We start from the raw sequence: 12,942 nt of genomic DNA on the forward strand, positions 1-12,942 counted from the left end.
GCCTCTCCTTCATGTGTGCCTTCATCATGTCTTATGCGCCAGGCCGCGAAACCCGCGGTACGACGTCCGGCGCCGCGGGCCGGACGTCCGGCTCGGCAAGTCCGGGATCGGCGACCGCGGCGCGAGAGGCGGCATCGGCTGCCGACTGCGGTGCCGGGCCGCCCGTGACCGGGACCGTCGCGGGCGGGGTGTTGTAACCCCCGACCCGGACCCAGCCCGCGTTCACGCCGGGTTTCGGCACCAGCCCCCGGACGTGCGCGGTCTCCCCCGGGTAGACCGTCACGTAGTTGTCGCTGTACTCGATCGGCAGGATCTCGTCGGCGTCCGGCGCAGTGGTCAGCTCCGCCCGCTCGAAGAACGCGAGTTGCTTGGTCGGGTTGCGCAGGGCGATGTCGACCACCTGCTGGCCTTCGCCGTTGACCGAACCGACGGCACTGACCTCCAAGGCGGCCTTGGTCATGTAGTTCAGCGGCGTCATATCGGCCCAACCGGTCTGGTGCAGGTCGAAGGCGTCGTCCTTGCGGGGATTGCCGATGTCGTCCTGCTGCGACTGCCAGTAGTCGTTGTCGGCGACGACCTCACCGATCGGATTCAGCAGTTCGCACCGGACGAAGAACACCCGTGAGTCGGGCACTTCGCGCGGCAGCGTCATGGCCACCGCGGCGGCACCTGAGACCACGTCGTACGGGTCGCTGGTGCGGTCGTCGCGCACCGTTCCGTTGATGTCGTAAATCCGGGTGCGCACCCGCAGGCCGACGGCATTCTCCGGGCTCTGGTTGGTGATGCTGATCTTGGCGGTGCTGTGGTCGCCCGTGGCGTACGAGTCGAAGGTGACCGACAGCGGCTGCAGGCCCTTCTTCGCGCCGTAGTACGCACCTCCGGGCCGCAGGTAGTAGTCGAAGATGTTGCCGAAGAACGACGGCCAGTGGTTGTTGAGCATCCAGTAGATCGTCATCTTGTGGTCGGCCCAGCCCAGCGCGGCGAACGACTCGAACTGGGCCCGCGTCGCCTCGTAGTGCGCGAGCTGCGCCTTGCGCGTGAATTCTTCTGCGCCACTTGATGATCCGTAGCGCTGGACGACCGCGTCGCGGATGCTCGCCAGCGCTTCGTTGCCGGGGTTGGAACCGGCGTGGAAGTACCACATGTCGTTGATCGGCCAGAGCTTGTCCGGCGGGATGAACTTGCGCAGGCTCGCGAACGGCGGGATGTGCTCGTTGTCGCCCTGCTCGGCCGACGCGCCGCGAGCGGCGGCGTAGTCGCCGCTGAACCAGTACGTCGGGGGCCGCCAGGTGTACGGGCCGGCCATCTGGATACCGTCCCACAGCCGGTTGCCCTGCGGATCAGTGGCGTATGACGACACCGTGTCGACAACGGCGTTCTGCCAGTGCAGCTTTCGCAGGATGTCGTGGTACTCGGTGAGGATGTCGGCCGGCGGGTGACCGTCGCTGGCATTGGCCCACACGAACGCCGATGCATGCGAACGCAACATCATGATCTGCGAGCGCAGACTGTCCTGCGCGACCCGGTGGTCCTCCTGACCCCACTGCGGCCATTTCTCCCACTGGTTGCAGCACATCCAGCCCACCATCAGCGGGATGCCCAGCTCGTCGGCCCGTTCGATGAAGCGCGCAGCGGGAATCTTGGATTCCATGCGGATCATGTTCAGACCCAGGTCCTTGACGTAGCGGAGGATCGCGTCGTCACGATCGGGATCGTCGCGGTACAGCAGGTCGGGCGTGTAGGTGGCTCCGCGCGCCAGGAACTCGCGGCCGTTGACCTTCAGGTAGAAGTTGCCGCCGGAACCCAGCTGCGGGAACTCCTCACTACCGTCGCGGCCCTGTTCGATGGACCGGATACCGAACCGCTGCTTGAACTCGTCGGTGGCCTGGCCGTACTGCAGGAACTGCAGCCGCAGGTCGTACAGGTCTGGTTTGCCCATCGTGTACGGCCACCAGAGATCGGGGTGCTGGACCCGCAGCGCCTCGTAGTCATTGGGGCTGAACGTGACGTCGCGGCTCTCCCCCGGGCCGAGCGACACCGGTCGCTCGATGTCGATGGCCGGCTTACCGGCGCGGGTGATCGTTGCCCGCACCACGCCGTTGACCCGTTGGCCGGAGTAGTTGGTCAGGCCAGACCGGACGCTGAGCTGGGCGCTGTCGGTACGCGGCAACGGCAGCTGGCTGTTCACGGTGGCGTCGGTGATCGCCACGTCGCCCGACATCTTGAGGGTGACAGGCTTGAAGATGCCGGCATTGCGATCGGCCACGAACGAGTTGCCGTTGGCCGGGTTCTTACCCGGCCCCTGGTACCCGAGATAGTTCCAGTTGATCCAGTCGAACCAGCTGTCGGCCAGCTCCACACCGTCGACGTCCTGCAGTGCCCGCTCCGGGGTGACCTTGACCGCGAGCGTGTTGGTGCGGCCGGGGTCGATCCACTTCGACACGTCGAGGGTGTGGTCGACGTACATGCCGGCGATCTGGTGGCTGTCAGCGATCTGGTGCCCGTTCAGCCAGATCTCGGCCCGGTAGTTGATACCCGGGAAGTTCAGGCGGTAGGTCGAGTGCCCGGTCGGTGCGACGAACGTCGTGCGGTACCACCAGTCCTGCTTGTACAGGTCCTGCGGCACCTTGGTCAGCAGGTTGTCGGCGTAGTAGAGGTCCGGGTACGTGCCGTCGTCCTGCAGCGCCTGCAGCACCGTCGCCGGCATGTGCCGCACCTGGTGCCAGCCGGCACCGGAAGCGGGAAATCCGTCGAGGCTGAGCTGCGCGCCGCTGGCCACCATGCCCTGCGCGGACGCCAGCTGCCAGCCTTGCGCGAGCTCGACTTCGGTGGCCGCGCTCATGGGCTTCAGCAGGCGCGGCAGATCACCGGTGCACGCGAACAGCAGCACCAGGGACATGACGGCACCCAGCACTGCACCGCGGCGCAACTCGGTTGATATAGCCCTGCTCCCTCCGAAAACGTCAGCATCTGAACGCGCTTCTACAACCGAATACGCGATGTGGGGGCACCTCATTGTGCCCCGTCAGACCCGCAGTTTCGGAATCGGTGAGGTCAGAACTTGTGCGGCACGTCGGTCGTCAGACCGCCGTCGACGACGAACTCGCTGCCTGTGGCAAACGACGATTCGTCGCTGGCCAGGAACACCACAAAGGTCGCTACCTCATCGGGCTGCCCGGGCCGGCCCAACGGCGCGGTCATCATGTCGTCCGGAAAATATTTGGTCATCGGCGTGCGGATGAAACCGGGGAGCACCGAGTTGACCCGGATCTTGTCCTTGCCCAGGTCGATGGCCGCCGACTTGGTCAGACCGCGCACCGCCCACTTGGACGCGACGTAGGGATGCAGCAGCGTGGCGCCGCGCATACCTTCGATGGACGAGATGTTGATGATCGAGCCGCCGCCGGCCTCCCGCATCGGCGCCACCACCGCCTGCATGCCCAGGAAGGTGCCGGTGAGGTTGACGTCGATGCACTTGTGCCACTTGGCCATGTCGAACTCGCCGATCTTGCCGAGGGCGGTGATGCCGGCGTTGTTGACCAGGACGTTGAGGAGGCCGAACTGCTCGGTCGCAGTGCCGACCGCGGCGATCCACTGGTCGGCGTCGGTGACGTCGAGGTGCACGTAGCGGGCGGCGTCGCCGAGTTCGGCGGCCAGTGCCTCGCCCTGCTCATCGAGGACGTCCCCGATCACGACCTTGGCGCCCTCGGCGACCAGCATCCGGGCGTGCGCCGCACCCATCCCCCGTGCGCCGCCAGTGATCAGTGCAACTTTGCCGTCCACGCGTCCCATGACGGGTCACGCTACCGCCCGGCCGACGGGTAGCCGGGAGGCCGCGCGCGAATCACCTGGGGCGAGCGAAGCGACGGGGAAAATCACCTGGGGCGAGCGAAGCGACGGGGAAAGTCACCTGGGGCGAGCGAAGCGACGGGGAAAATCCCGGCATACTGGTCGCATGTCTGCGCCGAACGCCGGGCCGATTACGGGGCCGATCGCTGCGGTCGACGCCGATGACCCCGGCGCGACGGGCTCGAACGTCGGTGCCTTCTTCGACGTCGACGGCACGCTGGTGTCCGGATTCATCGCGACGATCCATGCCGCGCACCGGTTCCGGCAGCGCCAGGCCGCCTTCGGCGAGCTCACCGGAATTCTCGAGGCGACCCTCCGATACAAGCTGGGCCGCATTGAGTTTGAGCGGCTGCTGGTGCGCGCCGGCGGCTACCTGCGGGGTGAGTCGCTGGCCGAACAGGAATCGCTGGGCGAGCAGCTGTTCCACAGCCATGTGCAGGCCCGGATTTTCCCGACCATGCGCGAGGTCGTGCGCGCCCATCAGCGGTCGGGCCACACGGTGGTGCTGAGCTCGTCGGCGCTCACCATGCACGTCATGCCGCTGGCCCGCGCTCTGGGTGTCGAGCACGTCATCTGCAACCACTTCACCGTCGACGGCGATGGCACGCTCACCGGAGACATCGTCCGGCCCATCGTCTGGGGGCACCGGAAGGCCGCGGCGGTCGAGGAATTCAGCCGGGCCAATCATGTTGACCTGCAACAGAGTTACTTCTACGCCGACGGCGACGAGGACCTGCCGCTGATGCACGCCGTGGGACATCCGATTCCGGTGAATCCGCGCCCCGGGCTGGCGGCCGAAGCCGAGCGGCTCGGCTGGACGGTGGTGCGCGCCGCCGCCCCACCCCGCGACCGGTCCGGCTGGCTACGGCACTTCGTGCCGCGATGACGTTCCGGAACATCATTCGCCCCAGAATCTCGGCCGAAATGCGTGCTTAGTCTTGCGCGCCAGACTGTCACGAGGTAGTAAACTAGAACACGTTTCAGTTTTGCCGCTTTTGCGACGGCCCCAGCACGAGGAACTCATATGCGCACCGCTATCTGCGACCAGCTCGGCATCGAATACCCGATCTTCGCCTTCACCCACTGCCGCGACGTCGTCGTGGCAGTCAGCAAGGCCGGCGGCTTCGGCGTGCTGGGTGCGGTCGGCTTCTCCCCCGAACAACTCGAGATCGAGCTGAAGTGGATCGACGAGAACATCGGCGACCACCCGTACGGCGTCGACATCGTCATCCCCAACAAGTACGAGGGCATGGACCAGGTGGATCTGGATCCCGATGTGCTCAAGAAGCAGCTCAACGCCCTGGTGCCCCAGGAACACCTGGATTTCGCGAAGAAGATCCTCGCCGACCACGGCGTGCCGGTCGACCACAGCGACGACGACGCTCTGCAGCTGCTCGGCTGGACCGAGGCGACCGCGACCCCGCAGGTCGAGGTCGCACTGCAGCACCCGAAGTGCACGCTCATCGCCAACGCACTGGGCACGCCGCCGAAGGACATGATCGACCACATCCACGCCGAGGGCCGGAAAGTCGCCGCGCTGTGCGGCTCGCCGTCGCAGGCCCGCAAGCACGCCGACGCGGGCGTCGACATCATCATCGCCCAGGGCGGCGAGGCCGGCGGGCACAGCGGTGAGATCGGCTCGATCGTGCTGTGGCCCCAGGTGGTCAAGGAGGTCGCGCCGGTTCCGGTGCTGGCCGCCGGCGGCATCGGCAGCGGCCAGCAGATTGCCGCGGCGCTGGCGCTCGGCGCCCAGGGCGCCTGGACCGGTTCGCAGTGGGTGATGGTCGAGGAGAGCGAGCACACCGAGCAGCAGCACGCCGCGTACGCCAAGGCCAGCAGCAAGGACACCGTGCGCAGCCGCTCGTTCACCGGCAAGCCGGCACGGATGCTGCGCAACGACTGGACCGAGGCCTGGGAGCGGGAGGGCAACCCCAAGCCGCTCGGAATGCCGTTGCAGTACATGGTTTCCGGCATGGCGGTGGCCGCCACTCACAAATACCCGAACGAGAGCGTCGACGTCGCCTTCAACCCCGTCGGCCAGGTGGTCGGTCAGTTCACCAAGGTCGAGAAGACCGCCGCGGTGATCGAGCGCTGGGTGCGGGAGTACCTCGAGGCCACCAGCCGGCTCGAGGCGCTGAACGAAGCCGCGTCCGTCTGATCGAGGCTGCCGCCTTGCCTAGGCGGCTTGCTTGACGTTGCTTGTGCCTCGGATTGCGGTCAGCCTGCGACCGCAATCCGAGGCACAAGCGGTGCACACACGGGCGTAGACCCATGCCGTCGGATTATGTATGGTTGCATACATAATCCGACGGAAGGTCACGGATGCCTGGTCCTCGTGAACGCATGATCGTGTCAGCGGCACTGCTCATCCGCGAGCGCGGCGCACATTCGACGGCCATCTCGGACGTGCTCGCCCACAGCGGCGCGCCGCGCGGCTCGGCCTATCACCATTTCCCCGGCGGACGCACCGAACTCCTCTGTGAGGCAATCGATTTCGCCAGCGACCACATCGCGCGCCGGATCGCCAGAGCAGGCTCGGCACTCGAAGCGCTGGACGTACTGATCGACGGCTTCCGCACCCAACTCACCGAGACCGAATTCCGGGCCGGTTGCCCGGTGGTCGCGGTCGCTGTCGAGGCCGACAACCCGCCTGTGCTCGAACGCGCCGCCGCGGCCTTCACCCGCTGGCTCGCCCAGCTCGACGAACAGCTCCGGGCCGACGGCGCCCCGGCAGAGGAAGCCGCCGAACTGGCGATGCTGGCCACCACCGCCATCGAAGGCGCCGTTCTGGTGGCCCGCACCACCGGCTCCACCGCTCCCCTTGACCTCGTGCATCGGCAGCTGCGCGCCCTGGTGTCTGCCGCGACAACACAACGGAAGGCGACCTCATGACCGCGACCCAGGCCGACTGGCAGTCCACCGCCTGCATCCTGTGCGAGTGCAACTGCGGCATCGTGGTCCAGGTCGACGGCCGCACACTGTCGAAAATCCGTGGCGACAAGGCACATCCGGCGTCACAGGGTTACACGTGCAACAAGGCACTGCGCCTGGACCACTACCAGAACAACCCGGGCCGCCTCACCGCTCCCATGCGTCGCCGGCCCGACGGCAGCTACGAGGAAATCGACTGGGACACTGCGATATCCGAGATCGCCGAAGGCTTCTCGCGGATCCGGGACGAGCACGGCGGCGACAAGATCTTCTACTACGGCGGTGGTGGCCAGGGCAATCACCTGGGCGGCGCGTACAGCGGGGCGTTCCTGAAGGCACTCGGGGCCCGATACCGGTCGAACGCGTTGGCGCAGGAGAAGACCGGCGAGTACTGGGTTGACGCGCAGCTCTACGGCGGGCACACCCGCGGCGAGTTCGAACATGCCGAGGTGTCGGTGTTCATCGGGAAGAACCCGTGGATGTCGCAGAGCTTCCCACGGGCCCGCACGGTGCTGCAGGACATTGCCAAAGACCCGCGGCGGTCCATGATCGTCATCGATCCGGTGATCACCGACACCGCGAAGATGGCCGACTTCCACCTGCGGGTACGGCCCGGCACCGATGCCTGGTGTCTGTCGGCACTCGCCGCGGTTCTGGTCCAGGAAAACCTCTGCGATGAACCATTTCTCGCCGAACACGTCACTGGTGTCGAACCGGTGCGGGCCGCACTGCGCACCGTGGACGTCGACGACTTCGCCCAGCGCTGCGGCGTCGAAGCCGAGCTGTTGCGCGCCGCGGCGCGCCGGATTGCCGGCGCGGCCAGCGTTTCGGTGTTCGAGGACCTCGGCGTGCAGCAGGCGCCGAACAGCACCCTGTGCTCCTACCTCAACAAGATGTTGTGGATCCTGACCGGCAACTTCGCCAAACGCGGCGGACAGCATCTACATTCGTCGTTCGCGCCATTGTTCGCGGCAGGCGGCGTCGGCCGGTCCCCGGTGACCGGCGCTCCCATCATCGCCGGGCTGCTGCCGTCCAACGTGGTGCCCCAGGAGATCCTGACCGACCATCCGGACCGCTTCCGCGCCATGATCGTCGAGAGCAGCAACCCGGCCCACTCGATCGCCGACTCGGCCGCGGTGCAGGAGGCGCTCAGCGCACTCGAACTGCTGGTGGTCGTCGATGTCGCAATGACCGAGACCGCCCGGCTGGCCCATTACGTGCTGCCCGCGGCGAGCCAGTTCGAGAAGCCCGAAGCCACGTTCTTCAATCTCGAGTTCCCGCACAACACCTTTCACCTGCGGCACCCGGTGATGACGCCACTGTCCGGGACCTTGCCGGAGCCGGAAATCTGGGCGCGGCTGGTGCGGGCACTCGGCGTCGTCGACGACGCCGAGCTCGACCCGCTGCGCCGGGCCGCCCGCGACGGCCTCGACGCGTACCTGGGAGCATTCTTCGGCGCAGTCGGCACCAACCCGGCACTGGGCCGCGTACTCCCGTATGTCCTCTACGAAACCCTGGGCCCGACACTGCCCGACGGCCTGGCCGGTGCGGCAGCTTTGTGGGGGCTGGCGCAGAAGGCCGCGATGGCCTATCCCGATGCGGTGCGCCGGGCCGGTCACGCCGATGGCAACGCGCTGTTCACCGCGATCCTCGAGAGCCGGTCGGGCGTCACGTTCACCGTGCACGAGTACGACGACGACTGGGGCCTGATCGGCCACGGTGACAAGCGCATCGCCCTCGAGATCCCCGAGATGCTGGCCGAGCTCGCGGCGCTCGGCGCCGACCGGCTACCACTGGTCACCGACGAGTACCCGATCGTGCTGTCGGCCGGCGAGCGCCGGGCGTTCACCGCCAACGACATCTTCCGCGATCCCGGCTGGCGCAAGCGCGACGCCGACGGCGCGCTGCGGGTCAGCGTGGAAGACGCTGCGGCGCTGGGCCTGGTCGACGGCGGGCGGGCCCGGATCACGACCGCCGCCGGCACCGCGGAAGCGTCCGTCGAAGTCACCGACGTCATGCTGCCCGGGCATGCCGCGCTGCCGAACGGTTTCGGACTGGACTTCACCGACGCCGACGGGCAACAACGCGTGCCCGGGGTCGCGCCCAACAACCTGACCTCGGCCGACTGGCGCGACGAATTCGCCGGGACCCCGTGGCACAAGCATGTGCCCGCCCGCATCGAGGCCCTGACGGCCTGACTAGCTCGGCACGGGATCATTCGGCAGGAGCAACCGATCGATGGCGCTGACGGTCTCAGGCGACAGACCATCGCGCATCACCGCCGCCAGGAATTGCGCGGCAACGGCTTTGACCTTGACGTGGGTTACCTGTGATCGCCACGTCAGGATGTCGAACGCGCGGTCGGCGTCGATTCCGTATGCCGCCATGAGCACGCCTTTTGCCTGCTCGATGACGGCGCGGGATTTCACGACCTGCTTGACCTCCGACGTCAGGTCAGCCTGCATGCCGTCGGTGACATCGACGTAGTAGCCCTGGGTCCCGATGACCTCCCCCGACGCATCGACCATGTGGTCACCGACCACCACCATCCAATGGGTCTTGCCGCTGGTGTCGATGATCCGGTGCCGTCCGCTGAAGAGGCCGCCGGACCGTACCCGCTCGAGGATTTCGGCGACTCGCGCCCGATCGTCGGGGTGCTTGTGACTCAGGAGCAACTCGGTTGTGGGTTCCACCTTGCCCGGTGCGTATCCGTGCATGCGGGCCACCTCATCGGACCACACCCACCGTTGCTCGTTGACGAAGAACCTGAACCCGCCGACTGTCGGCGAATCGCCGCCGGCGAGTACCGCGGCCACTTCCCAGTGTTCGGACGCGGCGCCGGCGTCGTCGGCCAGTGCATCAGACATGCGGAACCTAATCGTTTGATCGCTATAAGGGTTATGCCGTGCTGTACTGACGGAACGGCGACCAAAATAGTAGCTGCTATGTCGGCTATCTGACATAGCAACGTAGCTGTGTCACACGACTTGGCTCGCCAGCGGCGACCAGCGCGTGGTCTAGTAGCTTTGCTGCCATGGGGGTCCGCTCGAGCGATCTACACCGCAATGCGGTGCTCGCCACCCTCGATGAGGGCGGCATCGATCAGTTGATGCCGCATATCCAAGTCGACTTCAGCCCCATCGGCCACGTCGCCCAGCGGGCCGGAACTCCGTTGAGCCACATCCATTTTCCCCTCGATTCGGTGTACTCGGTACTGGCCGAATCCGAGCACGGCGTCGGCGTCGAAGTGGGCAGCGTGGGCTCGGAAGGCCTGGTCGGCGTCGCCGGCCACCTGGGTGCGCGCAATAGCCGCCAGACCGTCGTCTGCTGGTGCGCCGGTGATACCGCGTACGTTCCGGTGGCCGAATTCCTGGCGGTGACCACCGCCGCCGGCCCCTGGCACGACGCGATCGATCGGTTCACCGATTATCTGCTGATCCAGCTGGCACAAAACGTGCTGTGTACCAGCCAGCACTCGGTCCGTGCACGGCTGGCCCGCTGGCTCCTGGCCGCTCACGACCGATACGACTGCAAACAGTTCTCCAGCACGCAGGAAAGCCTGTCACAGATGCTGGGCGTCCAGCGCCCCACCATCTCCGAGACGGCGGCGCGCATGCAACGCGAAGGCATGATCACCTATCGGCGGGGAAACATCGAAATCGTCGACCGAGTCGCACTGCGACAGGTCGCGTGCGAATGCTATCGAGTTGTGGACCACGCGCTGACGGCCGTCCGCAACGCCGGTCAGGCCGGCTAACCGGCAGGAGCGTCCGGCGGAGCCGGCGGCTGGACCGGCACCAGGGCCTGCGGTCCGGCGGGCATCCCCGCCGGTGGTGCCGCGTTGGCGTCCATGGGCCGCTGCGCCAGGAGCACGAGCGCTTCCTTCGGGCTGATCTCACGGTTTTGCACGGCATGCCAGACGTCCTTCAGATAGGACAACTGGTCGGGGTCCTGCGAACCGTCCGGAGTGGACGTCGTGTACGGCGGCAGATTTTCCGGGCTGGACAGGTGCGGGACCGGGGCCGCCTCTGGCACGGGCACCGGTTTTCCTATCGGAGCCGGCGCGGGCGCCGCCGCCGTTGTGTCGCTGGATTTGGTATCGGTTGCCGGCCCGTCGGCCCAGGCCGTTGCCGCGTTACCGAGCGGCAGCAGCAATGCTGCGCAGGCAAACCCCACGACGCGGATCTTGGCGTGGGTTCTGGTGTCGTCCAGGATTCTCATCTGATGCCCTCCCGTCCATCTCCGGTAACCAATGGTGCTACAGGTGACTGCGGTATTGCTGGGAATTCGCCGTATCAATCTGGTGCGGCCGTACGAATATCCCACCGCCACCTCGGCCGCCCGGAGCACTCCTGCAGCGGCCCGGCTACGACGAATAGTCCGATGCGAATGGGCGGCCATCGGCGTTCACCCAGAATCTGAGCCGAAATATCGGCATAACCTTGCGGCCCCGACTGCCACGCGGTACTAAATTGAAACACGTTGCAGAGTGAGGAGCGCCACATGTCGGCACCGAACATCCCACCCGGATTCGACTTCACCGACCCCGACATCTACGCCCAGCGACTGCCCGTGGCAGAGCTGGCCGAATTGCGCCATGTCGCGCCGATCTGGTGGAACGAACAGCCCAAGGGCAAGGGCGGTTTCGACGACGGCGGCTACTGGGTGGTGACGCGGCACAGGGATGTCAAGGAGGTATCCCGCCGCAGCGACGTGTTCTCCAGCCAGACCAAGACCGCCATCCCCCGCTACCAGGACGGCACGGTCACCGAGCAGATCGAACGCGGCAAGTTCGTACTGCTGAACATGGACGCACCGCACCACACGCACCTGCGCAAGATCATCTCGCGCATGTTCACCCCGCGTGCCATCGAGCTGCTCCGCGACGAGCTGGGCAAGCGCGCACAACAGATCGCGCAAGAGGCGGCCACCAGGGGCTACGGCGACTTCGTCGAGCAGGTGTCCTGCGAGTTGCCGTTGCAAGCGATCGCCGGTCTGATGGGCGTTCCCCAGGAAGACCGCAAGAAGCTGTTCGACTGGTCCAATCAGATGGTCGGAGACATGGACCCCGAATTCGCCGGCAACGACGCCATCACCGCATCGGTCGAACTGATCATGTACGGCATGGCGATGGCCGCCGACCGGGGCGCCAACCCGCGCGACGACCTCGTCACCCGACTGGTCCAGGCCGACGTCGAGGGCCACAAACTCTCCGACGACGAGTTCGGCTTCTTCGTCATCCTGCTGGCGGTGGCGGGCAACGAGACCACCCGCAACACCATCACCCAGGGCATGATGGCGTTCGCCGAGCACCCGGACCAATGGGAACTGTTCAAACGCGAACGTCCGGCGACAGCCGCCGACGAGATCGTCCGCTGGGCAACGCCGGTCACCGCATTCCAGCGCACGGCAACCGAGGACACCGAACTCGGCGGCGTGCCGATCAAGAAGGGCCAACGGGTGGTGATGTTCTACCGGTCGGCCAACTTCGACGAAGAGGTGTTCGACGACCCGTACACGTTCAACATCATGCGCGACCCCAACCCGCACGTCGGCTTCGGCGGCACCGGCGCCCACTACTGCATCGGGGCGAACCTGGCGCGCATGACCATCGATCTGATGTTCAACGCGATCGCCGACCAGATGCCTGATCTGCGGCCACTCGGCGAGCCGGAACGCCTGCGGTCCGGCTGGCTGAACGGCATCAAGCACTGGCAGGTCGACTACACCGGCGCTAACGCGAGACCAGCTGCCGCGCAGTGATCTTGGGCCGATCTGGGTAGTCGAGCAGCGACTGCCAATAGTCGTCGGGCAACTCGTGGCCCGAGCGCAACACCATCGCCAAACCAGTCGCCATCGCCACGCCGAGGAGGCCGAGCCACAACCCGGTGACGGCGATGACCACCCACAGCACCGCGGTGAGCGCCGGCCAGGGCGACACCAGCATCAACACCGGCGCGAAGAAGAATCCGGTACCGACGTACCAGGCGGATCCGGTCCGGTCGGCCGCCATGACCGCCCGTAGCCAGACGGGCGGCACCTGCGTCGACGGTTCGGCTGGATGAGTGCGCATCTCGATCGTCTCCTGTGGGGTTGCCGGACGATTCGATGCTGTCCCCATCAGGTAAACGCCACAATTACCTAACAGGTAGTCGCCACCGA

Annotated in this window: 11 protein-coding genes; 6 read left to right on the forward strand and 5 right to left on the reverse strand. The window is 66.5% G+C overall.

What is annotated here, in order from left to right:
- Nucleotides 1-31: 31 nt before the first annotated feature.
- Together AC3WTE_RS10875 and AC3WTE_RS10880 are read right to left on the reverse strand one after the other, a co-directional pair.
- On the reverse strand, nucleotides 32-2,899 hold the full coding sequence (locus AC3WTE_RS10875) for a glycoside hydrolase family 2 protein (RefSeq protein ID WP_492437481.1): 2,868 nt from the start codon (nucleotides 2,897-2,899) through the stop codon (nucleotides 32-34).
- A gap of 155 nt (nucleotides 2,900-3,054) precedes the next feature.
- The gene (locus AC3WTE_RS10880) at nucleotides 3,055-3,792 is read right to left on the reverse strand and encodes a glucose 1-dehydrogenase (RefSeq protein ID WP_492437482.1); all 738 of its coding nucleotides are present in this window, start codon (nucleotides 3,790-3,792) and stop codon (nucleotides 3,055-3,057) included.
- A 199-nt stretch (nucleotides 3,793-3,991) separates the two neighbouring features.
- On the opposite strand from AC3WTE_RS10880, the gene AC3WTE_RS10885 reads away from it, so the two are divergent.
- From AC3WTE_RS10885 to AC3WTE_RS10900, 4 genes are all read left to right on the forward strand, one after another.
- Nucleotides 3,992-4,735, forward strand: a complete 744-nt coding sequence (locus AC3WTE_RS10885; protein ID WP_492437715.1) for an HAD family hydrolase — start codon at nucleotides 3,992-3,994, stop codon at nucleotides 4,733-4,735.
- A 138-nt stretch (nucleotides 4,736-4,873) separates the two neighbouring features.
- Nucleotides 4,874-6,007, forward strand: coding sequence for a nitronate monooxygenase (locus AC3WTE_RS10890; RefSeq protein ID WP_492437483.1), 1,134 nt, complete (start codon nucleotides 4,874-4,876; stop codon nucleotides 6,005-6,007).
- A 164-nt stretch (nucleotides 6,008-6,171) separates the two neighbouring features.
- Complete coding sequence (locus AC3WTE_RS10895) at nucleotides 6,172-6,741, forward strand: TetR/AcrR family transcriptional regulator (RefSeq protein WP_492437484.1); 570 nt, start codon at nucleotides 6,172-6,174, stop codon at nucleotides 6,739-6,741.
- Complete coding sequence (locus tag AC3WTE_RS10900) at nucleotides 6,738-8,978, forward strand: molybdopterin-dependent oxidoreductase (protein ID WP_492437485.1); 2,241 nt, start codon at nucleotides 6,738-6,740, stop codon at nucleotides 8,976-8,978. The genes AC3WTE_RS10895 and AC3WTE_RS10900 overlap by 4 nt, the downstream gene beginning before the upstream one ends.
- Here AC3WTE_RS10900 and AC3WTE_RS10905 read toward each other — a convergent pair whose 3' ends face one another.
- Nucleotides 8,979-9,647, reverse strand: coding sequence for a PAS and ANTAR domain-containing protein (locus tag AC3WTE_RS10905; RefSeq protein WP_492437486.1), 669 nt, complete (start codon nucleotides 9,645-9,647; stop codon nucleotides 8,979-8,981).
- Between the two features lie 167 nt (nucleotides 9,648-9,814).
- On the opposite strand from AC3WTE_RS10905, the gene AC3WTE_RS10910 reads away from it, so the two are divergent.
- The gene (locus AC3WTE_RS10910) at nucleotides 9,815-10,537 is read left to right on the forward strand and encodes a Crp/Fnr family transcriptional regulator (protein ID WP_492437487.1); all 723 of its coding nucleotides are present in this window, start codon (nucleotides 9,815-9,817) and stop codon (nucleotides 10,535-10,537) included.
- On the opposite strand, the gene AC3WTE_RS10915 is transcribed toward AC3WTE_RS10910, so the two are convergent.
- On the reverse strand, nucleotides 10,534-11,001 hold the full coding sequence (locus AC3WTE_RS10915; RefSeq protein ID WP_492437488.1) for a hypothetical protein: 468 nt from the start codon (nucleotides 10,999-11,001) through the stop codon (nucleotides 10,534-10,536). The genes AC3WTE_RS10910 and AC3WTE_RS10915 overlap by 4 nt on opposite strands.
- 282 nt (nucleotides 11,002-11,283) lie before the next feature.
- Between AC3WTE_RS10915 and AC3WTE_RS10920 the strand changes: the two genes are divergently transcribed.
- Nucleotides 11,284-12,543 (forward strand): cytochrome P450, encoded by a 1,260-nt coding sequence (locus AC3WTE_RS10920; RefSeq protein WP_492437489.1) that lies wholly within the window; start codon nucleotides 11,284-11,286, stop codon nucleotides 12,541-12,543.
- Here AC3WTE_RS10920 and AC3WTE_RS10925 read toward each other — a convergent pair.
- Nucleotides 12,515-12,901 (reverse strand): hypothetical protein, encoded by a 387-nt coding sequence (locus AC3WTE_RS10925; protein WP_492437490.1) that lies wholly within the window; start codon nucleotides 12,899-12,901, stop codon nucleotides 12,515-12,517. The genes AC3WTE_RS10920 and AC3WTE_RS10925 overlap by 29 nt on opposite strands.
- Nucleotides 12,902-12,942: the final 41 nt, after the last annotated feature.

The organism is Mycobacterium sp. FW102-FHT13B02, from assembly GCF_058790275.1.

What these genes read in the sequence shown, in the direction of transcription:
- AC3WTE_RS10905 (WP_492437486.1), bottom strand. Translation starts at nt 9,647, where the DNA reads ATGTCTGATGCACTGGCCGACGACGCCGGCGCCGCGTCCGAACACTGG.
- AC3WTE_RS10920 (WP_492437489.1), top strand. Translation starts at nt 11,284, where the DNA reads ATGTCGGCACCGAACATCCCACCCGGATTCGACTTCACCGACCCCGAC.
- AC3WTE_RS10890 (WP_492437483.1), top strand. Translation starts at nt 4,874, where the DNA reads ATGCGCACCGCTATCTGCGACCAGCTCGGCATCGAATACCCGATCTTC.
- AC3WTE_RS10875 (WP_492437481.1), bottom strand. Translation starts at nt 2,899, where the DNA reads ATGTCCCTGGTGCTGCTGTTCGCGTGCACCGGTGATCTGCCGCGCCTG.
- AC3WTE_RS10910 (WP_492437487.1), top strand. Translation starts at nt 9,815, where the DNA reads ATGGGGGTCCGCTCGAGCGATCTACACCGCAATGCGGTGCTCGCCACC.
- AC3WTE_RS10880 (WP_492437482.1), bottom strand. Translation starts at nt 3,792, where the DNA reads ATGGGACGCGTGGACGGCAAAGTTGCACTGATCACTGGCGGCGCACGG.
- AC3WTE_RS10895 (WP_492437484.1), top strand. Translation starts at nt 6,172, where the DNA reads ATGCCTGGTCCTCGTGAACGCATGATCGTGTCAGCGGCACTGCTCATC.
- AC3WTE_RS10915 (WP_492437488.1), bottom strand. Translation starts at nt 11,001, where the DNA reads ATGAGAATCCTGGACGACACCAGAACCCACGCCAAGATCCGCGTCGTG.
- AC3WTE_RS10900 (WP_492437485.1), top strand. Translation starts at nt 6,738, where the DNA reads ATGACCGCGACCCAGGCCGACTGGCAGTCCACCGCCTGCATCCTGTGC.
- AC3WTE_RS10925 (WP_492437490.1), bottom strand. Translation starts at nt 12,901, where the DNA reads ATGGGGACAGCATCGAATCGTCCGGCAACCCCACAGGAGACGATCGAG.